Source organism: Pseudomonas sp. ok272 (assembly GCF_900109995.1).
GTDB lineage: Bacteria > Pseudomonadota > Gammaproteobacteria > Pseudomonadales > Pseudomonadaceae > Aquipseudomonas.
Window position 1 is genome coordinate 1 of record NZ_FOCB01000007.1, and the last position, 22,904, is coordinate 22,904.

Consider the following 22,904-nt stretch of genomic DNA (forward strand, 5'->3'; position numbering starts at 1 on the left):
CATAACTCTTTGTTTACCAAGGAGTTTTCCGTTTCGACTGCGCCGGAAGTGGGGCGAATTATAGACTTCCAGGATCTGCCGTCAAGCGCTTATTACGCTTTTGTTGCAACAGGTGCTTTTCTAGCTATCAGCCGGGGGATTCGACGGGCTACCGGGGGTATACGCAGCACCAATAGCGTTGCGCCAATAGAGGCATAGATAACCCACTCCTGCAGATCCGCTCGAACAATCCAAAGCATGTGCAGCAACCCAAGCCCAAGAATCAGGTAGACCAGGCGGTGCAACTTCTTCCAGCGTGCCCCCAAACGGCGCTGACTGTAGCGATTGGAGGTGACCGCCAGCGCGAGTAAACACAGGAACCCCAGGCCACCGACAATAATGTAGGGCCGCTTGCTCAACTCCACACCCAACTGAGACCAATCCAATCCCAGGATAAAAACCAGGTAGGCACTCACATGCAGCACCCCATAAGCAAAGCACCACAACCCCAACTGCCGCCGTACAGCGATCCACCCCGCCCACCCCGTCAGCTTCTGCATGGGCGTCATACTCAGGGTGGACAGCAGCAAAATCAGCACCCCCAACCCAAGTCGGTCAACCAGCACCTTTCCCGGGTCCGGCCCCAGCGCGGAGTTCCAGGCCTCATACAGCCAAAGCAGCGGCCAAACCGCAGCCACCATAAAGATCCCAGCGCGCCACACGGGAAACCGCATCAGTAGTTCTTCCGCAAATCGAGGTTGCTATAAAGAGAAGCCACTTCATCCGCATAGCCATTGAACATCTGCGTATCGCGCACATTCGGCTTGAACAGCCCGCTCGGCAACCGCCGCTCTCGCGCCTGCGTCCAGCGCGGGTGATCGACCGTCGGATTCACATTTGCGTAAAAGCCATACTCATCGGCCGCAATACTCTGCCAAGTGGTTTTTGGCTGCTCACTCACCAGGCTGATCCGCACAATGGACTTGATGCTCTTGAACCCGTACTTCCATGGCACCACCAAGCGCAATGGCGCACCGTTCTGATTCGGCAGCTCACGGCCATACATCCCGACCGCCAGGATAGCCAAAGGGTTCATCGCTTCATCTATACGTAGCCCTTCGACATAAGGCCAATCGATCAGCGCAAACCCCGAACGCTGTCCGGGCATGCTTTTGGGGTCCTGCAAGGTTTCAAAGCGAATGTACTTGGCCTTTGAACTCGGCTCGACCTGACTGAGCAGCGCCGAGAGAGGAAAGCCAATCCACGGAATGACCATCGACCATGCCTCGACACAACGCAGGCGATAGATACGCTCCTCCAGTTGATACGGCTTGATGAAGTCCTCCAGCGCATAACGCCCCGGCTTGCCTACCTCACCATCAACAATCACTGTCCAAGGCTCGACCTTCAAGGCCCCCGCGTTCGCCGCCGGATCGCCCTTATCAGTGCCGAACTCATAGAAGTTGTTGTAGTGAGTGGCGTCTTTAAACGGGGTAATCGCCTCGCCCTGGACGGACACCGCCCCCCATCGCGTGGAAGGTAGCTTTTCAGCGAACCAGGAAGGCGCCGTGCCAGGCTCGACATCGGCGTAGCGCGCCGCGTCATCGGCACTGGCCCAACGCGGCAGACCGCCAACGGCGATACCGGCAAGCGCGCCACCCAGCAATGTGCGACGAGACAGATAGAGGGACTCAGGCGTGACATCCGACTCATGGCAGTCGGATGGCTTGGGGAATTTGAACAGCATGGCAACTCCGCAGGATTGGAGGACAGATGCACCAATAGACTGCGGAGTATGGGGGAAATTACATCACTCGGCTTTTTTGTGCCGACGCAGGTGCAACAGGTATTGCACGGGGCCGGAAGCCGCATAGGCAAGGAACACCAGCAACAAGATACGCGGCGGATCGCTGAACACGACTGCAAACACCAACACCACGGCCAGGATCGCCACGAACGGGACGCGCCCCTTCAAGTCCAGCTCCTTGAAGCTGTTGTACTTGATGTTGCTGACCATCAGCATGCCCGCAGCAGCCACCATCAGCGCGACCAGGAAGGACATCTTCGATCCCTGGATCCCGTAGTCGCTGAAGGCCCAGACAATCCCCGCCACCACACCGGCAGCCGCCGGACTGGCCAGACCGATGAAGTAGCGCTTGTCGGCGGTGCCTACCTGAGTATTAAAGCGCGCCAGGCGCAACGCGGCGCCCGCTACATATATGAAGGCGACCATCCAGCCGACCTTGCCCATATCCCCCAACGCCCAGCCAAAGGCCAGCAATGCCGGCGCAACGCCAAACGCGACCATGTCCGACAACGAGTCGTACTCGGCACCAAAGGCGCTCTGGGTGTTGGTCATGCGCGCAACCCGACCGTCCAGGCCGTCGAGCACCATGGCGACGAAAATGGCAATGGCCGCGAAAGCAAAGTACTTGCTCGCGCCGGCCGCATCACCGGCACTCAGGGCGCTCTGGGCGCTCATGGAGTTGATGATGGAGTAGAACCCCGCGAACAGGTTCGCGGTGGTGAACAGATTCGGCAGCAGATAGATACCACGATGCCGGACTTTACGGCCTTCAGCGTCATGCCCTTCTTCGACATGCTCATCGATGGGCAGCAGGCTTTCGGCGTCAGAGGCCTGGTTTGGCTCTTCGGGACGTTCGCTCATGGACATTACCTTGCAACGGTGTGGAAAGTTTCGACAGGTGCCTGCGGCAACGGTTCGCGCGCAAACGATGCAGCTTTATACCAGAACCGGCCCGCCAAACGAAAAAACGCGGCCTAGGCCGCGTTTTTCGTACAGGCTCGCGACTTAGTTTTTGGCTTTGTCGACGATCTTGTTGGCACCGATCCACGGCATCATCGAGCGCAGTTGCTCGCCGATGATCTCGATACCGTGCGCAGCGTTGTTACGACGCTTGGCAGTCATCGAAGGATAGCCGGTAGCACCTTCGCTGATGAACATCTTGGCGTACTCGCCATCCTGAATACGTTTCAGGGCATTGCGCATGGCCTGGCGGGATTCAGCGTTGATGACTTCAGGGCCGGTCACGTACTCGCCGTACTCGGCGTTGTTGGAGATCGAGTAGTTCATGTTGGCGATACCGCCTTCGTACATGAGGTCAACGATCAACTTCAGTTCGTGCAGGCACTCGAAGTAGGCCATTTCCGGCGCGTAGCCAGCTTCAACCAGGGTTTCGAAACCGGCCTTGACCAGTTCAACGGTACCGCCGCACAGAACGGCTTGCTCGCCGAACAGGTCGGTTTCAGTCTCGTCCTTGAAGGTGGTTTCGATGATGCCGGTACGACCACCACCCACGCCAGCGGCGTAGGACAGTGCAACGTTCTTGGCATTGCCCGAGGCATCTTGATAGATAGCGATCAGGTCCGGAATACCGCCGCCCTTGACGAACTCGGAACGCACGGTGTGGCCCGGGGCCTTCGGCGCGATCATGATCACGTCGAGGTCGGCGCGTGGCACTACCTGGTTGTAGTGAATCGCGAAGCCGTGGGAGAAGGCCAGGGTGGCGCCTTTCTTGATGTTCGGCTCGATTTCGTTGTTGTACAGGGCAGACTGGAACTCATCCGGGGTCAGGATCATGACCAGGTCGGCAGCAGCAACGGCGGAAGCAACGTCAGTCACTTTCAGGCCATGGGCTTCAGCCTTGGCAACAGTGGCCGAGCCTTTGCGCAGGCCAACAGTCACGTCAACACCGGAGTCTTTCAGGTTGCACGCTTGAGCGTGGCCCTGGGAACCGTAACCGATGATGGCAACTTTCTTGCCCTGGATGATCGACAGGTCGCAGTCTTTATCGTAGAAAACTTTCATGAATTTCCCCTATATATCCAGGCCGTTCAGGCCATTCGCTAATTTTGATTGTTAGATGCTGAGTACTTTGTCGCCGCGCGCGATCCCGGTCACGCCACTGCGGACGGTCTCCAGGATCGAGGCGGTACCAATGGACTGGATGAAGCTGTCGAGCTTGTCGCTGGTACCGGTCAGTTGAACGGTATACACGCTGGCGCTGACATCGACGATCTGCCCACGATAGATATCGGTGGTGCGTTTGATCTCGGCGCGCTGGGCGCCGGTCGCCTTGACCTTGACCAACATCAGTTCACGCTCGATGTGAGCACTCTCCGACAGGTCGACCAGTTTGACCACTTCGATCAGTTTGTTCAGGTTCTTGGTGATCTGCTCGATGACTTCATCGTGCCCTACGGTGGTCAACGTCAGGCGCGACAAGGTCGGGTCTTCGGTCGGTGCCACGGTCAGGCTTTCGATGTTGTAGTTACGCTGCGAGAACAGACCCACTACACGAGACAGAGCGCCCGGTTCGTTTTCCAGAAGCAAGGAGATAATGTGCCGCATGATTAAGTACGCTCCGTCTTGCTCAGCCACATATCGCGCATGGAGCCGTCTTTGATCTGCATCGGGTAGACGTGCTCGCTGGTATCGACCGAAATATCGAGCACTACCAGGCGATCCTTCATGGCAAACGCTTCTGCCATCTTCGACTTCAAGTCTTTGGCGTCGGTGATGCGCATGCCGACATGGCCGTAAGCTTCTGCCAGCTTGACGAAGTCAGGCAACGACTCCATGTAGGAGTGCGAATGACGGCTGCCGTAGCTCATGTCCTGCCACTGACGGACCATACCCAGGACGCCGTTGTTCAGGATGACGATTTTCACCGGCAGACCGTATTGCAGGCAGGTCGACAGTTCCTGGATGTTCATCTGGATACTGCCCTCGCCCGTGACACAGGCAACGTCGGCATCCGGAAAGCTCAACTGGATACCCATGGCCGCCGGGAAACCGAAGCCCATGGTGCCCAGGCCGCCGGAGTTGATCCAGCGATTAGGCTTGTTGAACGTGTAGTACTGCGCCGCGAACATCTGGTGCTGGCCCACGTCAGAAGTCACAAAGGCATCGCCCTTGGTCACTTCGCACAGGGTCTCGATCACGGTCTGCGGCTTGATCTTGCTGCCATCGCCCTTGTCATACGGGAAAAGACCGCGATCACCGCGCCACTCGTCGACCTGCTTCCACCAACTGGCAACGGACTCCTGGTTCGGGGTCTCGCCGATTTCCTTGAGGATCGCGACCATTTCGCTCAGGACGCTCTCAACCGGACCCACGATCGGCACATCGGCCTTGATGGTCTTGGAAATCGAAGCCGGGTCGATGTCGATGTGAATGATCTTGGCGTTCGGACAGAACTTGGCCGGGCCGTTGATCACGCGGTCATCGAAGCGCGCACCCACTGCCAGGATCACATCGGCATGGTGCATGGCCAGGTTGGCGGTGTAGCTGCCGTGCATGCCGAGCATGCCAATGAACTGACGGTCGGTGCCAGGGTAGGCACCCAACCCCATCAGGGTATTGGTCACGGGCAGGTTGAGCATTTGTGCCAGTTCGGTCAGCGGCGCGGAGCCACCACCGAGGATCACGCCGCCGCCTGCGTACAGCACAGGACGCTTGGCCGCCAGCAGCATCTCTGCCGCCTTGCGGATTTGCCCGGAGTGACCGCGTACAGCCGGGCTGTAGGAACGCAGCTTGGCTTTTTTCGGGAAGATGTATTCGAACTTCTCGGCCGGGTTGGTCATGTCTTTCGGGATATCGACAACGACTGGGCCAGGACGACCGGATTGCGCCAGGTAGAAGGCTTTCTTCATGACTTCCGGGATTTCCGAAGCGTGCTTGATCATGAAGCTGTGCTTCACGATCGGCCGGGAGATACCGATCATGTCGGTTTCCTGGAACGCATCGGTGCCCACCATGGTGCTAGGCACCTGGCCGGAAATGATCACCATCGGAATGGAGTCCATATAGGCCGTGGCAATACCGGTAATGGCGTTGGTTGCACCCGGACCCGAGGTCACCAGTACCACGCCAGCCTTGCCGGTGGCACGGGCATAACCGTCTGCCATATGGGTTGCCGCTTGCTCATGACGAACCAGGATATGGGTCACTTCCGGCTCTTTGAACAGGGCATCGTAGACATGAAGAAGAGCACCGCCCGGGTACCCGTAGATGTATTTGACGCCTTCGTCACGCAAAAAGCGGACGAGCATCTCACCGCCAGATAAAAGCTCCACGTTGTTCACCTCTAAAACGCCAGAATACCGCCCACATGAAACAGGACGGGTCTTAATAGGTTTACTTCCCAGCAGAGCATGAGCGACGGTGGTCGCCGACTACGTCAGCACTGACTGAGCAAGTATTGGGATAGCTCCAAGTGTTGCGGAGCTTTCCCACCCAGCGCGAGGTAACGCGTTGCGGGTGTAGCAGGTCGGCGCGGGTGTGCGCCTCATGATCTGCTGTGCGGGCCTGCTTCTGGCAGTCCCTCTACAGCGGACTTTGGATTCTTCTGTTTCGCCCTCTGCAAGTCAAGCCGTCTATGTGCCTAATTCGAACTAAGCGCATGAGAACGCAAGAAAAAACCTCTAAACCCCACGCCGGATAACTTCGATTGCGCACTTTTGGCAAGGAAATGGCATGCGAACGTACCGGCCTGTCATCAAGGGATTGGTTGGCGTGAGAGAAACGAAACAACTGCCAGCGGGCGCCGGCAGTTGTGGCATCACCGGGAGGCGGTGATGAGCAGGTCGAATTGCTTGAGCAAGTGCTGCAACTGGCGGTCCTTGCCTTGGACATTGCGTCCGGCAAATACCATCTCGGCCATTTCCTGGATGCCGGAGGCATTGGGCAGCGGCAGGTCCTGCTCAAGGATCACTTTCATGCGCGGCAAGAAGATCCATTGCAGCCACTGCTCGAAATCCAGGGTATCGACGCTGAACGGCTCGACACTCGACAGCGCCTCCCGGGAAGGCGCGACTTCATCCCACCAGCCTTGCAGCCGTAGCTCACACTCGATCAGCAACAACTGTTCGGCTATTTTCGAAAAACGGACGTCCATCAGAGCGAAACCTTGGCCTTCTGACGCGCCTGGGCGGCGCCAGCAGCATCGCCCTGCTTCTCACGTGCCTGGGCGATCAAGTCCCACAAGCTGGCCTGAAGCGCCGGACGTCCATTGGCGAAGGTCAACCCACGACGGGCAAACTGCTCGGCCTGTGGGGCGTCGCCCTGGGCCATGCGCACTTGTGCCAGGCGATAGAGCACCTGTGGCTCACGCGGGGCAACCCGTTGCGCGCGCTCAAGACTTGAAGAGGCACCGTTGAGGTCACCACTGGCCTGCTGCTGTTGCGCCGTAGTCAACAACGCCAGGACCGGGCCATCGAGTTGCTCATCGGCAGACAGGCCGCCCACACTGGCGCTGCTCGCCGGTGGAATGCCACTCGGCGTCGATGGCAGGGTGTAGCTGCCCTGGTTGATCGGGCCACTATCGAACGTCGGGCCCGGGGTGATCGGTCCGGAGCTGGCTGGACCGGGGGTGATCGGCTGGGTGCTGATCGGCATCGAGGTCGTCGCGCCACCGCCCGGAATCATCACGACCACGCCGCTATCACCCTGCGGGATAGCCTGGGCCTGTGCCTGCCCTGGGCGCGTCACAGTGGTCTTGCGAAACCCGCCGGTGGCGGACAAACGTTCGCTGTTGGAAACCGCCGTGCCGGAATCAACCACCGGGATCGAGCCACGCTGTACGCTGGAGCAACCACTGAGCAAAGCCAGCGCGGTCAACGTTACCGCTGGAATAAACCACTTGTTCACTTCAAACCCTCTTTGCTTAATTCATCCAGCCCTTGACCCAATCCATCACCGACTCGTCAGATCCGGGGCCGGAGCCACCGCATGCTGCGCCGGGAGGCGGTTCGCTGCCGCGAATATACGGCATCTGCACTGCGCCTGGGCAGCTGGAATCCGAGCCCTGTCCGGTTCGAGAATCAATCCAGGCCTGGACGATGTTTTCCGGCTGCGGCATGTCCAGCGGCAACGGGTCGGCCTTGCGCATGAAACTGCTCCAGACCTGCAATGCCCCCGTGGCGCCGGTGAACGGTGTTTTGCCGTTGTCATCACGGCCCAGCCACACCACCGCCAGCAGATCCTGGCTGAAGCCGGCGAACCAGCTGTCTCGCGAATCGTTACTGGTACCGGTCTTACCCGCCAGCGTCAGCGTCTTGGGCAGCACGTTGTAGACCGAACTACCGGTACCTTCGCGCATGACTCGCTGCATGGCGCTCTGGATCAGGTAGATGGAGGCCGGATCAAAGCGTTGCTGAATCTGGAACGGATAACGCTTGAGCGGCTCACCTTCAGCGGTCAAGACGCTGCGAATCCCCCGCATCGGCGTATTGAAACCACCGTTGGCCAGGGTCTGGTACATGGTGGCCACTTCAATCGGCGTCAAGGCGCCCGCCCCCAGCAACATCGACGGGAAGGCCGGGAACTCACGGGTGACACCCAGGCGACCCAGGGTTTTCAGGACGTTGGGAACTCCGACTTCCAGCCCCAGGCGGGCCGTCGACAGGTTGTAGGAGTGCGCCAACCCTTGGTACAGGAACACCGTACCGTGGGAGCGACGATCGTAGTTCTGTGGTTTCCAGACCTGACCGTCGGCGCCCTTGACCGAGAAGGGTTCATCAGACAGCCAACTGGTCAGGGTGTACTGGCTTGGTTTCTCCAGCGCAGTCAGGTACACGGCCGGCTTGATCAGCGAGCCAATCGGCCGCACCGCATCCAGCGCCCGGTTGAACCCGGCGAAACCCGGCTGGCGGCTGCCGATCATGGCCTGGACTTCACCGGTTTCCGGGTTGGTCACCACCATGGCCGCCTCGACGTCTTCCGAGCCCTTGCGCCCGGACAGCCGCTTGAAGGTGTCACTGACCGAGGCTTCGGCTTTCATCTGCAGAATCGGATCGAAACTGGTGAAGATCCGCAGCCCTTCTTCGGTCAAGTCTTCGTCGCGGTAATCTTCGCGCAACTGGCGTTTGACCAAATCGATAAAGCCCGGGAACGAGCTGTCGGCGAGTTTGCCGCGCGTCGTCACACCCAGTGGCATTTTCTTCGCGGCAGCGACCTGCTCGGCCGTGGCAACGCCCTGCTGCTCAAGGACATCGAGCACCAGATTGCGCCGTTCAAGCGCCCGTTCCGGGTTGCGACGCGGATTGTAATAGGACGGCCCCTTGACCATCCCGACCAGCAAGGCAACTTGATGCAGCTTCAGCTCGGACAACGGTTGCCCGAAGAAGAACTGGCTGGCCAGGCCAAAACCATGCACCGCCCGCTGACCGTCTTGGCCGACGAACACTTCATTGAGGTAAGCCTCAAGAATCTCCTGCTTGTCGTAATGCAGCTCAAGCAGCATCGCCATCATGGCTTCGGTGAGCTTACGACTCAGGCTGCGCTCGTTGGTCAGGTAGAAGTTCTTGACCAACTGCTGGGTCAGCGTACTGCCGCCCTGGGTCATCTTGCCGCCAGACGTGTTGACCCAGACCGCGCGGGCAATCGATTTCGGTGACACGCCCCAGTGGCCATAGAAATCCCGGTCTTCCACGGCAACCAGGGTTTCGAGCAAGTACGGCGGGACCTGATCGAGCTTGATCAAGATCCGATCTTCGAGATTCTTCGGGTAAATCCCGCCGATCAACAGCGGCTCCAGGCGCACCACGGAAAGCTTCGAGCCGTTAAGGGCGGAAAGCTCGGCCACATAGTCGCCGGAGAAACGCACACGCACCGGCTGGGCCTTCTCCATGCCTTCATAGAACTGGAAGCCACGGGTATTGAGGTCAACGGTGTTGCCACTGACCGCCGCAGCACCGGGGCCATTGGCGACGCCTTCGCGGCGATAGCCCAGGGCGTCGAGCTCGGTGAGGAAGTCGGCCTTACTGAGCTTTTGTCCGACGAACAGCTCCAGTGGACGCGCATAAACCTTGGCCGGAATGGTCCAGCGTTTGCCGGAGAACTTCTCCTGAACCACGGCATCGAGGTAAACGGCGAAACCTGCGAGCACCACAAGACCGACCAGGCTGAGCTTCAGCGCCCAGCCCAGCCAGGGGCGCAGGCCGCTGGAGGGACGTTTTTTAGCTTTGCGGGGGGATCGTGTTCGAGTCATGGCGGCGGATTATACGCACTTTGCTGCCGATCAACATGAGCCCGGCGAGGTTTGCGTTAGCCTCGCTTGCAGCCATAATGGCGGCCTCGAATTTTCCGAACTCTGAAGGATCGCCCGTGAGCCAGTCACTGATCGCCGCCCTGCAAAACCCCGCCCTCTATCCCCACCCGGTAGACGGATTCCAGGTCATCGAAACCCACATCTCCTGGGTGCTGCTCACGGGCCCCTTTGCCTATAAAGTGAAAAAGCCGGTCAACTTCGGCTTCCTCGACTTCACGGCGCTCGATGCCCGCGAACACTTCTGCGGCGAAGAGCTGCGCCTGAACCAACGCCTGACCAACGACCTGTACCTGGAAGTACTGCCCATCACCGGCAGCGTCGATGCCCCGCAATTGGGTGGCACTGGCCCGGTCCTCGACTACGCGCTGAAAATGCGTCAGTTCCCGCAAAGCCAACTGCTCAGCACCCTGCAAGCCAACGGCGAACTGACCACCGCGCACATCGACGCCATGGCCCAGCAGATCGCCCGCTTCCACCTCGACGCGCCTCGAGTGCCTGCCGATCACGAAGCCGGGACCCCGGACAGCGTGATGGCACCGGTACGCCAGAACTTCGATCAGATCCGTCCGTTCCTCAGCGACAAGGCCGACCTGCTGCAACTCGACGCCCTGCAAGCCTGGGCCGAAAGCAGCTTCGAGCGCCTCAAGCCACTGCTGGCCCAGCGCAAGGCCGACGGTTTCATCCGCGAATGCCACGGTGACATCCACCTGGGCAACGCCACGCTGATCGACGGCAACGTGGTGATTTTCGACTGCATCGAATTCAACGAGCCGTTCCGCTTCACCGACGTGTACGCCGATACCGGCTTCCTGGCGATGGACCTGGAAGACCGTGGCCTCAAGAGCCTGGCCCGTCGCTTCATCAGCCAGTACCTGGAGCTGACCGGGGACTATCAGGGCCTGGAGCTGCTGAACTTCTACAAAGCCTACCGTGCGCTGGTACGCGCCAAGGTCAGCCTGTTCAGCATGCCCTCCGAGGCCGATCCGGTACAGCGCGCCACCACCCTGCGCCAGTACCGCAACTACGCCAACCTGGCTGAAAGCTACAGCACGATCCCCTCGCGCTTCATGGCAATCACCCACGGTGTTTCCGCCGTCGGCAAGAGCCACGTCGCGATGCGCCTGGTAGAAGCGCTGGGGGCGATTCGCCTGCGCTCCGACGTCGAGCGCAAGCGTTTGTTCGGCGAGCAGCAGGTACCCAACACTCCGCAAGCCGGCATCTATAGCACCGACGCCAGCGCCGCGACCTACACCCATCTACACAAAATCGCCGACGTGATCCTGCGGGCCGGCTTCCCGGTAGTGATTGACGCGACGTACCTCAAGCGTGAGCAACGCGATGGCGCGGCAAAAGTCGCCGAGGCCACCGGGGCACCGTTCCTGATCCTGGATTGCAATGCACCACAGGCGGTCATCGAAAACTGGCTGGCACTGCGCCAGGCAGACAAGGTCGACCCGTCCGACGCGAACCTGGCAGTCATCGCCGAGCAGCAGGCCACGCGTGAGGCACTGACGCCTACGGAGATCCTGTGCAGCAAACGCGTACAAACCAATGAAAGCGGGACCCTCGACACTGTCGTGGCGCAGATTCGTCAGCGCCTGCCGGGCTTGTAAGAAACTATTTCAGGCGTGAAGACCTAACCGGCTTCACGCCTGCAAGATAGTGGCACTATAATGGCGTCATAAAATCAACAGGTGACGCCCCATGAGCCAGCCAAAACTTCTCGATACCCCGCTGTATGCCCTGCTGCATAAAGACGACATCACCGGCTTCAATCGCGAAAGGCCCAAGTCCGGGCCTATCGACATGGTGGGCGGTGATTTTCGTGGTCTCGACCTACGCGAACTGAACGCCGAAGGTGTCGACTTCAGCAATGCTTACTTTCGCTCCGCCGACCTGCGTGGCATCGACTTCCGTCATGCGGCCCTTGAGGGTGCAAGCCTGGCCCATGCCCAAATCTCCGGGGCTTACTTCCCCGCTGAGCTCTCGGCCGACGAAATCCTGATGTCGATGAATTTCGGCACACGTCTGCGCTACCGTACGCGTTAACCCCGCCTCCCAGCAGTCCGGCCTCTTATTTGCGCCGGGCTCGCCTTGTCGTTCTCGTCTGCATCCGCCCCCGCAAACGCCTTCTCCAGGGCTGCCTGGGGTATTCCCTTAGAAGCTTTTGCATTCAAACCGACCAAAGAACCACGCTTTTCCTACTGACCGCTACACTCCTGTGAGGCCCGCACCACGCACGCTTAGCCCGTCGCAAGGAGGCTTGATGAATGACGAACTGCAGCATCTGAAAAACCTGGGTAAGACGTCGGCGCAATGGCTGCATGCCGTGGGCATTCACAGTGCCTCGGACCTGCGCCGACTGGGGGCTGTGGATGCTTACCGGGCGGTGCGTACTCGCGGGTTTCGGGCGTCGAAGGTGTTGCTCTACGCCATTGAAGGCGCACTGATGGACGTGCACTGGAATGACATCTCCGCCGAACGCAAGGACGCCCTCAACAAGCAGCTGGAAGCGATTTCCGCCCGGCACAAGAACTGAACCGACATCGACACCCGGAACAATCCGACCAAGGCTTTGGCGACAGGCTAAACAATTCCAAAGACATTGGTTGACACGGAAATGAGAATCGTTATGATTGGCACAGCTGGTCGCGAGGCCAGCCGATCATTTGGAAGGCCAGTGGTTCGGACTCTCAGATTTTCTCCTCATCAGGCTAATCACGGTTATTTGACCCGGCTCTTGCCGGGTCTTTTTTTACCCGGGCAAAAGCATTGTCTCAGCGAGCGATGATCAGCGGATGACCGCGCTCGGGGTGCGGTTGCACCAGGACCTCCAGCCCGAACACACGTTTGAGCAACTCCGGGCGCAGCACCTGTTGCGGCGTGTCGAGGGCCTGGGGCCGGCCATTTTCCAGGAGCAGGATACGGTCGCAGTAACGCGCCGCCAGGTTCAGGTCATGCAGGATCACCAGCACGGCCGCGCCGCGGTCGGCGAACTCACGGATCGCCTTCAAAATGGTGTGCTGATGCAGCGGATCGAGCATCGATGTCGGCTCATCGAGCAGCAAGGTCTGCCCCGCCTCCCCCGGCCAAAGCTGTGCCAACACCCGCGCCAGGTGCACCCGTTGGCGCTCCCCCCCGGAAAGCGCGGTGTAGCGGCGCCCGCTCAGGTGCCCGACATCGGCGGCCTGTAGCGCACAGGCGATGATTTCATCATCACGAACCCGACCGGTCTTATGAGGCAAACGCCCCATGCCCACCACCTCTTCGACACGAAACGCGAAGTCCAGGGTCGAGGTCTGCGGCAACACCGCCAGGCGCTGGGCGCGCTGCGGCCCCTCCCAGTCGGGCAGTTCGCGCTGATCGAGCCAGACCCGGCCATGATCCGGCCGCAACTCGCCACACAGGGCGCCAAGTAGCGTACTTTTACCCGCCCCGTTGGGGCCCAGCACACCCAGCACTTCCCCCGGCTTGAGCTCAAGATCAATGTCTGCCAGCACGACATTGCGGCCACGGCAGATCTGCAGGCCCTCCACTCGCAGCATCAGGCACGACCTCGTAACAGCAAATAGAGAAAGAACGGTGCGCCAATAAAGGCGGTGACAATGCCGATTGGCAGTTCCGCCGGGGCCAATGCCAGACGCGCCACCAGGTCGGCAAACAGCAACAGCGTGGCACCGGCCAGTACCGAGGCCGGCAGCAAGACCCGATGATCGGGGCCCGCCAGCAACCGTACCAAATGGGGCACCACCAGGCCGATAAAGCCGATCATCCCCGCTGCGGCCACGGCCGCACCGACGCCCAACGCCGTACAGAACACCAGCTCACGCTTGAGCCCTTCGACGTTGATCCCCAAATGACTGGCTTCGGATTCACCCAGCAACAGCGCATTCAATGCCTTGGCCCGACGCGGCAACCACAGTGCCACACCCACCGTCACCAGCAGCAAGGGCCATAACCGCGAATAGCTGGCGCCATTGAGGCTGCCCAGGTTCCAGAAGGTCAACGTGCGCAGCGTCGCGTCGTCCGCCAGGTAGGTGAACAATCCCACCGCCGAACTCGCCAAAGCGGTCAGGGCGATACCGGCCAGCAACATGGTCGCCACGTTGGTCTGGCCGTCACGCCGCCCCAGGCGATACACCAGCGCCGTGACCCCAAGCCCACCGAGGAACGCACACACCGACAACAGGTACGGCCCGACCGCCTCAGGTAGCCCGCCAAACAACGCGCCGCCGACAATCGCAATCGCCGCCCCCAGCGCAGCACCGCTGGAGACCCCGACCAACCCCGGATCCGCCAGCGGGTTGCGAAACAATCCCTGCATGGCCACACCGGACAACGCCAACACGCCCCCCACCGCCAGGCCAAGCAACGTACGCGGCAAGCGGATCTGGCCGAGAATCAACTCCGCCTGCTCCAGCCCCTCGGCCGATACCGGCAGCCCGAACAAACGCATGGCAACGCGCAAGGTGTCCAGCAGCGGCAAGCTGACCGGGCCCAAGGCCAGTGACAACCAGATCGCCAGCAAGCACAGCAGACTCAGGCCAACGAACAACGCACGGGGTTTGACCAGAGTTTTCATGGGGCAGCATTGGCCTGCGCAGGTTGCGCCGGGTAGAAGCCCGCGGACAGCTTGACCAGGCTGTCAGGCACGCGCGGTCCCAGGCCACCGACCAATAAGGTGGGGTCCAACTCCAGGACTCGCCCGGCCTTGGCCGCAGGTGTCGAGGCCAGGATCGGGTTCTCCTTGAACAACGCCGTGCGCGCGGCGTCGCCCGTCAGGGCGCGATCAGAGAACACCAGTACCTGCGGCGACAGGCCGGCCAGTGACTCGACGGAAAACGGCTTGTAGCCACTATGGGTCGCCAGGTTGTGCCCACCTGCCTGCTGCAACAGCCAATCCGCAGCCGTGTCTTTACCGGCGATCAACGGTTTGCCGCCCGCGTGCCCCAGCAGCAACAGGACGCCCGGGGCCTGCTGTTTGGTCTGCGCCTGAACAACCCAGGCATGCAGTTGCTCAAGTGCCTGTTGATAACCCTGGAACAACCGCACGGCCTGCTGCTCGTTACCCAGCAACGTACCCAACTGCTGCAAGTTGCCCTGCAAGGTCGCCAGGTTCGGCGCTGCCGAGAACAGTTCGACCTGCACCCCGGCACTGCGAATCTGCGACAACACCGGCGGCGGGCCCATTTCCTCGGTGCCAATCAGGATCTGCGGGCGCAGGCTCAAGATGCCCTCGGCCGACAATTGCCGTTGATAGCCGATACTCGGCAAAGCCTTGAGCGACGCCGGATGCTGGCTGGTCGTGTCGACGCCCACCAGTTTCGATTCGCCCCCCAGCGCACTCACCCATTCCGACAACGCGCCCCCGGCGCTGACCCAGCGTTGCGGCAACTCGGCGGCCACCGCGACAGCGTTGACCAGAAGTCCGACACAGAGCGCGATAGCGCTGGTACTCAGGCGCATAACAGGGTTTCCTTTGAGGAGTTTTCCCGCAGAATTGAAGGCGTTTTCGACAGCGACGGCCTACAGACGAAGCCGGCATTTGATAATTGTTAACATTTGCCCGTCAAGCACGGACACATTTGCTAACCAGCCCCCACCGCTAGAGGTCAACACCAGCGGCACTTGAGGATAGTCATGAAGTTTCTTTGCACCAGCGCCGAGCTGGTCGAAAGCCACAGCCGCGGGTTCGAGATCGACGGGCGCAAGCTGTTCGCCGTGCGCCGTGAAGGCCGGGTCTACCTGTACGAAAATCGCTGCCCCCATCGTGGGGTATCCCTGGAATGGCAGCCCGATCAATTTCTCGACCCCAGCGCCAGCCTGATCCAGTGCGCCACCCATGGCGCGCTGTTTCTGATCGAGAACGGCGAGTGCGTTGCAGGCCCTTGCGAGGGCCAATCGCTCAATGCCCTGGCGTGCCGTGAGGACAGCCAGGGCATCTGGGTCCAGCCTTAAGCGCCGAGCAACACGTCCAGGCGGCGGTCGACACGCACCGCTTGCGACGTCAGGCTCACACCATACGCCAACACCTCGACGCCGGCAGCCTTCGCCTCACGCAGGGCCGCCGCATAGCCCGGATCGATCTCCTCGGCGGGACGCACCGCGTCGATCCCGGTCAGATTCACGCAGTACAACTGCACGGCGCGCACCCCTTCCCGGGCCAGGTGCGCCAGCTCACGCAGGTGCTTGGCGCCACGTTGGGTCACCGCGTCGGGAAACGCCGCCACCGCCGAGCCATCAAAGCCCAGCGTGACACTTTTGACTTCGACAAACGCCGGGCCACCGGGGTAATCGAGGCGAAAGTCGATGCGGCTGTTTTCCTGGCCGTAGGGCACTTCGCGCTTGAGCCCGGTAAACCCGTTGAGTTCAGTGATCACGCCGGCACGCAGCGCTTCCTCGATCAAGGCATTGGCCCGCGCCGTATTGACGCAGGCCAGGCGCCCTTGCGGGGTTTCGCTGATTTCCCAGGTGCCAGGCAACTTGCGCTTGGGGTCGTTGGTGCGACTGAACCAGACCTGGCCACCTTCGACCATGCAGTTGAGCATCGAGCCGGTGTTGGGGCAATGAATGGTGAGCAGTTCGCCGCCAACGGTTTCGATATCGGCGAGAAAACGCTTGTAACGTCGGATCAACCGACCTTCTTCCAGGGGAGGATTGAATAACATCAGCCTTGCCAACTCCGCAGGCCACGGGCGATCCGCTCCACCGCCTCTTGCAGGCGCGGCAGGCTTTGGGTGTAGGCAAAGCGCACATGATGACCGGCCTGGTACCGGCCAAAATCCAGGCCTGGGGTGAAGGCGATGTGTTCGGTTTCCAGGAAGTGCCGACAGAAGGCAAAGGCATCGCCGCCAAACGCACTGATGTCCGCGTACAGGTAGAACGCCCCTTCAGGCTCAACCGCAATGCCAAAGCCCAGCTCACGCAAGGCCGGCAGGAGATAATCGCGGCGGCGCCCGAACTCGGCGCGGCGCTCTTCGAGAATGCTCAAGGTCGCGGGATCAAAGCATGCCAGGGCCGCATACTGGGCCATGCTTGGCGCGCTGATGTAGAGATTCTGAGCGAGCTTCTCCAGCTCACCGATCGCCGCTTGAGGCGCCACCAGCCAGCCAAGGCGCCAACCCGTCATGCCGAAGTACTTGGAAAAGCTGTTGAGCACAAAGGCGCTGTCATCCACTTCCAGCACGCTGGCAGCCTCGGTGCCGTAGGTCAGGCCGTGATAGATCTCGTCGACCACCAGATGGCCATTACGGCCCTTGATCGCCGTAGAGAGTCCCGCCAGCTCGTCGCGGCTCAGGATGGTGCCTGTTGGGTTGGCCGGCGACGCCACCAACGCACCGACGCTGTCGTGATCCCAATAGCGCTCGACCAGGTCCGGGGTCAGTTGGTAACGCACCTCCGGCCCCACCGGAACCAACTGCGCCGCGCCCTCGACCAGCCGCAGGAAGTGTCGGTTGCAGGGGTAGCCCGGATCGGCCAGGAGCCAGTGCTTGCCCGGGTCCACCAGCAAGGCGCTGGCCAGCAGCAGCGCCCCCGAACCACCCGGCGTGATCATGATTCGCTGCGGGTCGATGTCCAGGCCATAACGCTGCTGGTAGAAGCCAGAGATCGCCGCACGCAGCTCCGGGATGCCCCGCGCCGCCGTATATCGGGTTTTCCCGGCCGTGAGGGCGGCCTGGCCAGCCTGGATGATGGGCTCGGCGGTGGTGAAGTCCGGTTCGCCGATTTCCAGGTGAATCACGTCATGGCCAGCGGCCTGCAGCTCATTGGCGCGTGCCAGCAGGGCCATGACATGGAAAGGTTCGATAGCGCGGCTGCGCGCACTGTAGGGCTGAGCCATTAGCCTTCCTTCAACGGGGAAAAAGAATCGATTCTACCCAAGCGCAGGAACGAGCGAGCGCCTAATACGGTCACATTCCCGAGGCTCGCGTGTCATCAAGCCCAAACGCACGGCCCAGGATTGACTAAAATCAATAATTGATCAGGTCTCCAGAGCCGCCAGATAAGGCTTTGCAACCCTTTGTAAGCCTTGCGGGCCGCCGCCCCGACATCCAGGAGTAGCGCGGCCTGTTTTGATCTGGTAAGTTCGCCCGCTTGCAGCCGCAGGGCCGGCAGGTGTCGGTGATGGAGCAATCCTGCGCAATGGATTACAAGAGTAGAGGCGGTCCATTTCATGCCCACCCAAGCAAAGCATCAGGTAAACCAGTCGATCAGCGGCTTCGAGTCCTACAAAGAAGTGAAGGGCGAGGAGTACATGGGCAAGCCCATGCGCGCGCACTTCACCAAGATCCTGAACAAGTGGAAACAGGAACTGATGCAGGAAGTCGACCGCACGGTTGACCACATGAAAGACGAAGCAGCGAACTTCCCGGACCCGGCCGACCGTGCCAGCCAGGAAGAAGAGTTCGCCCTTGAACTGCGCGCCCGCGACCGCGAGCGCAAGCTGATCAAAAAAATCGACAAGACCCTGCAACTGATCGAAGACGAAGAGTACGGTTGGTGCGAGTCCTGCGGCGTCGAAATCGGCGTCAAGCGCCTGGAGGCCCGTCCTACGGCCGACATGTGCGTTGACTGCAAGACCCTTGCGGAAATCAAGGAAAAGCAAGTCGGCAAGTAACTGTCGGCTTGACCAAGAACGGAGCGTGCGAACGCTCCGTTTTTGTTTCCGATGTTTGCTGTGCCTTGAAAATCCCCCCTCGCGAGGGCGGCATCGAACCGTGCGCTGAACCGGCGCCACTACGTAATATCCAGCCATGACTACCTCCGCCTCCCCCTACATCGGCCGCTTCGCCCCCACGCCCAGCGGCCATCTGCACTTCGGCTCGCTGGTCGCGGCGCTGGCTTCTTATCTTGATGCCCGCTCGGTAGGCGGCCGCTGGCTGCTGCGCATGGAAGACCTGGACCCGCCCCGCGAAGTGCCTGGCGCCCAGACTGCGATCCTCAAGGCCCTGGAAGCCTACGGTTTTGAATGGGACGGCGAGATGGTCCGCCAAAGCGCGCGACACCCCGCCTACGCCCAAGTGCTCGAACAACTGTTCAATCACGGTCTGGCCTACGCTTGCACCTGTTCGCGCAAACAACTGGAGCCCTATCACGGGATCTATCCGGGACTTTGCCGCAACGCCGGGCACGGCCCCGAAGAGGCCGCGATCCGCCTGCGAGTTCCAGAGCTGGAGTACCACTTTATCGACCGCGTGCAAGGTCAATACCGCCAGCACCTGGCCCGGGAAGTCGGGGACTTCGTGATTCGCCGCCGCGACGGGCTGTACGCCTACCAGTTGGCGGTCGTGCTCGACGACGCCTGGCAAGGCATCACCGACATCGTGCGCGGTGCCGACTTGCTCGACTCCACCCCGCGCCAGCTCTACCTGCAAGAACTGCTCGGCCTGCCCCAGCCGCGTTACCTGCACCTGCCACTGATCACTCAACCGGACGGCAACAAGCTGGGCAAATCCTACCGTTCACCGCCTTTGAACGCCGACCAGGCCACCTTTATGCTGCTGCGCGCCCTCCGGGCACTGGGCCAGGCACCTGGCCCGGAACTCAATGACGCCAGCGCCGTCGAGGTCCTCCAGTGGGGCATCGGCCACTGGGATGCCACACTGATCCCACGCACCCTGACCCTGCCCGAGGCGCAATTACGCTGAGCAGGCTTGCAGGTTGGCGCCCATCCGTTACCATCGCCGCACGTTTTTCGGGCACACGCACAATAAAGAGAGGCCGGGATGTACATCTATCGCTTGGTCCTGCTGCTGGTAGTGGGGATCTATCTGTTCTCCCCCGCCATCATGGACTGGTGGATCGACGCCACTGGCGCCTGGTATCGCCCGTATCTGCTGTGGCTGATCCTGATCGTCGTGACCTTCATCCTGCAGAGCCAAAAAGATGCCGATGAGCTTTAGCCTGACCCAGATGATCCTGATCAGCGCCGCGTACCTCGCGGTGTTGTTCGGCGTTGCCTGGATCAGTGAACGCGGAATGATTCCGCGGGCGATCATTCGCCACCCACTGACCTACACCCTGTCACTGGGCGTGTATGCCAGCGCCTGGGCGTTCTACGGTACGATTGGCCTAGCCTATCAGTATGGCTACGGTTTTCTTTCCAGCTATCTCGGGGTGTCCGGGGCATTCCTGCTGGCGCCCGTGCTGCTGTACCCGATCCTGAAGATCACCCGCACCTACCAATTGTCGTCCCTGGCCGACCTGTTCGCCTTCCGCTTTCGCAGCACCTGGGCCGGTGCGCTGACCACCATCTTCATGCTGATCGGCGTATTGCCGCTGCTGGCCCTGCAGATTCAGGCCGTGGCGGACTCGATTGGCATCCTCACCCGCGAACCCGTGCAGCATCGCGTGGCCCTGAGTTTCTGCGCGCTGATTACCCTATTCACGATCTTCTTCGGCTCCCGGCACATCGCCACCCGCGAAAAGCACGAAGGCCTGGTGTTCGCCATCGCCTTTGAGTCGGTGATCAAATTGATCGCCATCGGCGGCGTCGGCCTGTATGCGCTGTACGGTGTCTTCGACGGTCCGCAACAGCTTGAGCTTTGGTTGCTGCAAAACCAGACCGCCCTCGCCGCCCTGCACACGCCCCTGCAAGAAGGCCCTTGGCGCACATTGCTGCTGGTGTTCTTCGCCTCGGCCATCGTGATGCCGCACATGTATCACATGACCTTCACCGAGAACCTCAACCCGCGCTCGCTGGTCAGCGCCAGCTGGGGCCTGCCGCTGTTCCTGCTGTTGATGAGCCTCGCGGTACCGCTGATTCTCTGGGCCGGCCTGAAGCTGGGCGCCACCACCAACCCGGAATACTTCACCCTCGGGATCGGCATTGCCGCCAACAGCAAGGCCTTGGCGCTGCTGGCCTACATCGGCGGATTGTCAGCGGCCAGTGGCCTGATCATCGTCACCACCCTGGCGCTGTCGGGGATGGCCCTGAACCACCTGGTGCTGCCGCTGTATCAGCCACCGGCCGAAGGTAATATCTACCGCTGGTTGAAGTGGACCCGCCGGGCGCTGATCGTCGCCATCATCATGGCCGGTTACGGTTTCTACCTGATGCTGGGCGCCGAGCAGGACCTGGCCAACCTGGGTATCGTCGCCTTCGTCGCCACCTTGCAGTTCCTGCCCGGCGTGCTGTCGGTGCTGTACTGGCCGACCGCCAACCGCCGCGGCTTCATCGCCGGCCTGCTGGCAGGGATCCTGGTGTGGCTGGTGACGATGCTGTTGCCGCTGGTGGGCAACCTGCAAGGTTTCTACATCCCGTTGTTGAACATGATCTACGTGCTCGACGACACCAGTTGGCACATGGCAGCGATTGCCTCGCTGGCCGCCAACGTCTTGATCTTCACCCTGGTCTCGCTGTTCACCAACGCCAGCACCGAAGAAGCCAGTGCTGCCGAAGCCTGCGCCGTGGACAACGTACGCCGCCCGCAACGGCGCGAACTGCATGCCGCGTCCCCCCAGGAATTCGCCACCCAACTGGCCAAGCCACTGGGCGCCAAGGCCGCGCAAAAGGAAGTCGAGCAAGCCCTGCGCGATCTCTACCTGCCCTTCGACGAACGACGTCCCTATGCCCTGCGCCGCCTGCGCGACCGCATCGAGGCCAACCTCTCCGGCCTGATGGGCCCGAGTGTCGCGCAAGACATGGTCGAGACCTTCCTGCCCTACAAGGCCGGCGGCGAAAACTACGTCACCGAAGACATCCACTTCATCGAAAGCCGCCTCGAGGACTATCACTCGCGCCTCACCGGGCTTGCCGCCGAACTCGACGCCCTGCGCCGCTACCACCGCCAGACCTTGCAAGAATTGCCGATGGGCGTTTGCTCGCTGGCCAAGGACCAGGAAATCCTCATGTGGAACAAAGCCATGGAGGAGCTGACCGAGATTCCCGCCCAACGCGTGGTGGGTTCACGCTTGAACACCCTGGGCGAGCCGTGGAAAGAACTGCTGCAGGGCTTCATCAACCTGCCCGACGAACACCTGCACAAACAGCACCTGACCCTCGATGGCCAGACCCGCTGGCTGAACCTGCACAAGGCAGCGATTGACGAACCGCTGGCGCCGGGCAATAGTGGCTTGGTGCTACTAGTTGAAGACCTGACTGAAACCCAAATGCTCGAAGACAAACTGGTGCACTCCGAACGCTTGGCCAGCATTGGCCGACTGGCCGCTGGCGTTGCCCACGAAATCGGCAACCCGATCACCGGTATCGCCTGCCTGGCGCAGAACCTGCGCGAAGAACGCGAAGAAGACGGCGAGCTGACGGAAATCAGCGGCCAGATTCTCGAACAGACCAAGCGGGTGTCGCGCATCGTCCAATCGCTGATGAGCTTTGCCCACGCGGGCAGTCATCAGCACAACGACGAGCCGGTGTGCCTGGCCGAGGTCGCGCAGGATGCCATTGGTCTGCTGGCGCTCAACCGCCGCAACTTCGAAGTGCAGTTCTTCAACCTGTGCGACCCCGAGCATTGGGTCGTGGGCGATCCACAACGACTCGCCCAAGTCCTGATCAACCTGTTGTCCAACGCCCGCGACGCCACGCCAGCCGGCAGTGCGGTACGGGTAAAAAGCGAAGCCAGCGAACACACGGTCGATTTGATCGTGGAAGACGAAGGCAGTGGTATTCCCGCGAACATCAAGGATCGGCTGTTCGAACCTTTCTTCACCACCAAGGATCCTGGCGAAGGTACCGGTCTGGGCCTCGCACTGGTCTATTCCATCGTTGAAGAGCATTATGGACAAATCACCATCGACAGCCCGGCTGATCTTCAAAGCCAACGCGGCACCCGTATCCGGGTGACTTTACCGCGTCATGTCGAAGCGACGTCCGCTGTGAACTGAGACCGTCGAGAG

The 22,904-nt window shown here is 60.9% G+C and carries 22 protein-coding genes; 8 read left to right on the forward strand and 14 right to left on the reverse strand.

Going from position 1 to position 22,904, the window contains the following annotated elements; translation table 11 throughout:
• Positions 1 to 92 precede the first annotated feature (92 nt).
• From msrQ to mrcB, 9 genes are all read right to left on the reverse strand, one after another.
• The gene (msrQ, locus tag BMW74_RS11960) at positions 93 to 713 is read right to left on the reverse strand and encodes a protein-methionine-sulfoxide reductase heme-binding subunit MsrQ (RefSeq protein ID WP_093419444.1); all 621 of its coding nucleotides are present in this window, start codon (positions 711 to 713) and stop codon (positions 93 to 95) included.
• The gene (gene msrP / locus BMW74_RS11965) at positions 713 to 1,726 is read right to left on the reverse strand and encodes a protein-methionine-sulfoxide reductase catalytic subunit MsrP (protein WP_093419449.1); all 1,014 of its coding nucleotides are present in this window, start codon (positions 1,724 to 1,726) and stop codon (positions 713 to 715) included. Before msrP ends, msrQ begins: the two co-directional genes overlap by 1 nt.
• Before the next feature lie 63 nt (positions 1,727 to 1,789).
• Complete coding sequence (gene pssA, locus BMW74_RS11970; RefSeq protein WP_093419454.1) at positions 1,790 to 2,647, reverse strand: CDP-diacylglycerol--serine O-phosphatidyltransferase; 858 nt, start codon at positions 2,645 to 2,647, stop codon at positions 1,790 to 1,792.
• 144 nt (positions 2,648 to 2,791) lie between these two features.
• Positions 2,792 to 3,808: a ketol-acid reductoisomerase gene (gene ilvC / locus BMW74_RS11975; protein WP_093419457.1), complete on the reverse strand. Its 1,017-nt coding sequence runs from the start codon at positions 3,806 to 3,808 to the stop codon at positions 2,792 to 2,794.
• Positions 3,809 to 3,859: 51 nt separating this feature from the next.
• Entirely contained in the window at positions 3,860 to 4,351 is a 492-nt protein-coding gene (ilvN, locus tag BMW74_RS11980) for an acetolactate synthase small subunit (RefSeq protein WP_003176102.1), read from the reverse strand.
• A gap of 2 nt (positions 4,352 to 4,353) precedes the next feature.
• A complete protein-coding gene (locus BMW74_RS11985; protein WP_093420481.1) occupies positions 4,354 to 6,078 on the reverse strand; it encodes an acetolactate synthase 3 large subunit in 1,725 nt (574 codons plus the stop codon).
• Between the two features lie 485 nt (positions 6,079 to 6,563).
• Complete coding sequence (locus BMW74_RS11990) at positions 6,564 to 6,899, reverse strand: YqcC family protein (protein WP_093419462.1); 336 nt, start codon at positions 6,897 to 6,899, stop codon at positions 6,564 to 6,566.
• Positions 6,899 to 7,651, reverse strand: coding sequence for a tetratricopeptide repeat protein (locus tag BMW74_RS11995; RefSeq protein ID WP_093419467.1), 753 nt, complete (start codon positions 7,649 to 7,651; stop codon positions 6,899 to 6,901). The genes BMW74_RS11990 and BMW74_RS11995 overlap by 1 nt, the downstream gene beginning before the upstream one ends.
• Before the next feature lie 16 nt (positions 7,652 to 7,667).
• Positions 7,668 to 9,992 carry a penicillin-binding protein 1B gene (gene mrcB, locus BMW74_RS12000; protein WP_093419473.1) on the reverse strand — a complete coding sequence of 775 codons (2,325 nt, stop codon included), beginning with the start codon at positions 9,990 to 9,992 and terminating at the stop codon, positions 7,668 to 7,670.
• A 116-nt stretch (positions 9,993 to 10,108) separates the two neighbouring features.
• Between mrcB and BMW74_RS12005 the strand changes: the two genes are divergently transcribed.
• The 3 genes from BMW74_RS12005 to BMW74_RS12015 all read left to right on the forward strand — a co-directional run bounded on the left by BMW74_RS12005 (position 10,109) and on the right by BMW74_RS12015 (position 12,591).
• Positions 10,109 to 11,665 (forward strand): bifunctional aminoglycoside phosphotransferase/ATP-binding protein, encoded by a 1,557-nt coding sequence (locus BMW74_RS12005; protein ID WP_093419479.1) that lies wholly within the window; start codon positions 10,109 to 10,111, stop codon positions 11,663 to 11,665.
• Between the two features lie 91 nt (positions 11,666 to 11,756).
• Positions 11,757 to 12,101 (forward strand): pentapeptide repeat-containing protein, encoded by a 345-nt coding sequence (locus BMW74_RS12010; RefSeq protein WP_093419485.1) that lies wholly within the window; start codon positions 11,757 to 11,759, stop codon positions 12,099 to 12,101.
• Positions 12,102 to 12,318: 217 nt separating this feature from the next.
• The gene (locus BMW74_RS12015; protein ID WP_093419490.1) at positions 12,319 to 12,591 is read left to right on the forward strand and encodes a TfoX/Sxy family protein; all 273 of its coding nucleotides are present in this window, start codon (positions 12,319 to 12,321) and stop codon (positions 12,589 to 12,591) included.
• 238 nt (positions 12,592 to 12,829) lie between these two features.
• Here BMW74_RS12015 and BMW74_RS12020 read toward each other — a convergent pair whose 3' ends face one another.
• Genes BMW74_RS12020 through BMW74_RS12030 form a run of 3 tightly spaced genes read right to left on the reverse strand, consistent with a single transcriptional unit; the run spans position 12,830 to position 15,518 of the window.
• On the reverse strand, positions 12,830 to 13,597 hold the full coding sequence (locus BMW74_RS12020) for a heme ABC transporter ATP-binding protein (RefSeq protein WP_093419495.1): 768 nt from the start codon (positions 13,595 to 13,597) through the stop codon (positions 12,830 to 12,832).
• Positions 13,597 to 14,580 carry a FecCD family ABC transporter permease gene (locus tag BMW74_RS12025; RefSeq protein WP_175479209.1) on the reverse strand — a complete coding sequence of 328 codons (984 nt, stop codon included), beginning with the start codon at positions 14,578 to 14,580 and terminating at the stop codon, positions 13,597 to 13,599. The genes BMW74_RS12020 and BMW74_RS12025 overlap by 1 nt, the downstream gene beginning before the upstream one ends.
• A 50-nt stretch (positions 14,581 to 14,630) precedes the next feature.
• Positions 14,631 to 15,518, reverse strand: coding sequence for a heme/hemin ABC transporter substrate-binding protein (locus BMW74_RS12030; protein WP_093419505.1), 888 nt, complete (start codon positions 15,516 to 15,518; stop codon positions 14,631 to 14,633).
• Between the two features lie 174 nt (positions 15,519 to 15,692).
• Here BMW74_RS12030 and BMW74_RS12035 point away from each other — a divergent pair, with 174 nt between their 5' ends.
• Positions 15,693 to 16,010: a Rieske (2Fe-2S) protein gene (locus tag BMW74_RS12035; protein WP_093419510.1), complete on the forward strand. Its 318-nt coding sequence runs from the start codon at positions 15,693 to 15,695 to the stop codon at positions 16,008 to 16,010.
• Here BMW74_RS12035 and sfsA read toward each other — a convergent pair.
• Both sfsA and BMW74_RS12045 read right to left on the reverse strand, forming a co-directional pair.
• Positions 16,007 to 16,720 (reverse strand): DNA/RNA nuclease SfsA, encoded by a 714-nt coding sequence (sfsA, locus tag BMW74_RS12040; RefSeq protein ID WP_093419513.1) that lies wholly within the window; start codon positions 16,718 to 16,720, stop codon positions 16,007 to 16,009. The genes BMW74_RS12035 and sfsA overlap by 4 nt on opposite strands.
• On the reverse strand, positions 16,720 to 17,892 hold the full coding sequence (locus BMW74_RS12045; protein WP_093419516.1) for a pyridoxal phosphate-dependent aminotransferase: 1,173 nt from the start codon (positions 17,890 to 17,892) through the stop codon (positions 16,720 to 16,722). Before BMW74_RS12045 ends, sfsA begins: the two co-directional genes overlap by 1 nt.
• Positions 17,893 to 18,225: 333 nt before the next feature.
• Between BMW74_RS12045 and dksA the strand changes: the two genes are divergently transcribed.
• The 4 genes from dksA to BMW74_RS12065 all read left to right on the forward strand — a co-directional run bounded on the left by dksA (position 18,226) and on the right by BMW74_RS12065 (position 22,892).
• The gene (gene dksA / locus BMW74_RS12050) at positions 18,226 to 18,669 is read left to right on the forward strand and encodes an RNA polymerase-binding protein DksA (protein WP_093419521.1); all 444 of its coding nucleotides are present in this window, start codon (positions 18,226 to 18,228) and stop codon (positions 18,667 to 18,669) included.
• Positions 18,670 to 18,805: 136 nt separating this feature from the next.
• The gene (gene gluQRS / locus BMW74_RS12055) at positions 18,806 to 19,699 is read left to right on the forward strand and encodes a tRNA glutamyl-Q(34) synthetase GluQRS (RefSeq protein WP_093419525.1); all 894 of its coding nucleotides are present in this window, start codon (positions 18,806 to 18,808) and stop codon (positions 19,697 to 19,699) included.
• 78 nt (positions 19,700 to 19,777) lie between these two features.
• Positions 19,778 to 19,954, forward strand: a complete 177-nt coding sequence (locus BMW74_RS12060) for a hypothetical protein (protein WP_003176118.1) — start codon at positions 19,778 to 19,780, stop codon at positions 19,952 to 19,954.
• Entirely contained in the window at positions 19,938 to 22,892 is a 2,955-nt protein-coding gene (locus BMW74_RS12065; protein WP_175479203.1) for a sensor histidine kinase, read from the forward strand. Before BMW74_RS12060 ends, BMW74_RS12065 begins: the two co-directional genes overlap by 17 nt.
• The last annotated feature ends 12 nt before the right edge of the window (positions 22,893 to 22,904 follow it).

What these genes read in the sequence shown, in the direction of transcription:
- BMW74_RS12060 (WP_003176118.1), top strand. Translation starts at nt 19,778, where the DNA reads ATGTACATCTATCGCTTGGTCCTGCTGCTGGTAGTGGGGATCTATCTG.
- ilvN (WP_003176102.1), bottom strand. Translation starts at nt 4,351, where the DNA reads ATGCGGCACATTATCTCCTTGCTTCTGGAAAACGAACCGGGCGCTCTG.
- BMW74_RS12045 (WP_093419516.1), bottom strand. Translation starts at nt 17,892, where the DNA reads ATGGCTCAGCCCTACAGTGCGCGCAGCCGCGCTATCGAACCTTTCCAT.
- pssA (WP_093419454.1), bottom strand. Translation starts at nt 2,647, where the DNA reads ATGAGCGAACGTCCCGAAGAGCCAAACCAGGCCTCTGACGCCGAAAGC.
- BMW74_RS12010 (WP_093419485.1), top strand. Translation starts at nt 11,757, where the DNA reads ATGAGCCAGCCAAAACTTCTCGATACCCCGCTGTATGCCCTGCTGCAT.
- BMW74_RS12015 (WP_093419490.1), top strand. Translation starts at nt 12,319, where the DNA reads ATGAATGACGAACTGCAGCATCTGAAAAACCTGGGTAAGACGTCGGCG.
- BMW74_RS11990 (WP_093419462.1), bottom strand. Translation starts at nt 6,899, where the DNA reads ATGGACGTCCGTTTTTCGAAAATAGCCGAACAGTTGTTGCTGATCGAG.
- msrQ (WP_093419444.1), bottom strand. Translation starts at nt 713, where the DNA reads ATGCGGTTTCCCGTGTGGCGCGCTGGGATCTTTATGGTGGCTGCGGTT.
- msrP (WP_093419449.1), bottom strand. Translation starts at nt 1,726, where the DNA reads ATGCTGTTCAAATTCCCCAAGCCATCCGACTGCCATGAGTCGGATGTC.
- BMW74_RS12065 (WP_175479203.1), top strand. Translation starts at nt 19,938, where the DNA reads ATGCCGATGAGCTTTAGCCTGACCCAGATGATCCTGATCAGCGCCGCG.
- ilvC (WP_093419457.1), bottom strand. Translation starts at nt 3,808, where the DNA reads ATGAAAGTTTTCTACGATAAAGACTGCGACCTGTCGATCATCCAGGGC.
- gluQRS (WP_093419525.1), top strand. Translation starts at nt 18,806, where the DNA reads ATGACTACCTCCGCCTCCCCCTACATCGGCCGCTTCGCCCCCACGCCC.
- dksA (WP_093419521.1), top strand. Translation starts at nt 18,226, where the DNA reads ATGCCCACCCAAGCAAAGCATCAGGTAAACCAGTCGATCAGCGGCTTC.
- sfsA (WP_093419513.1), bottom strand. Translation starts at nt 16,720, where the DNA reads ATGTTATTCAATCCTCCCCTGGAAGAAGGTCGGTTGATCCGACGTTAC.
- BMW74_RS12035 (WP_093419510.1), top strand. Translation starts at nt 15,693, where the DNA reads ATGAAGTTTCTTTGCACCAGCGCCGAGCTGGTCGAAAGCCACAGCCGC.
- BMW74_RS12020 (WP_093419495.1), bottom strand. Translation starts at nt 13,597, where the DNA reads ATGCTGCGAGTGGAGGGCCTGCAGATCTGCCGTGGCCGCAATGTCGTG.
- BMW74_RS12030 (WP_093419505.1), bottom strand. Translation starts at nt 15,518, where the DNA reads ATGCGCCTGAGTACCAGCGCTATCGCGCTCTGTGTCGGACTTCTGGTC.
- mrcB (WP_093419473.1), bottom strand. Translation starts at nt 9,992, where the DNA reads ATGACTCGAACACGATCCCCCCGCAAAGCTAAAAAACGTCCCTCCAGC.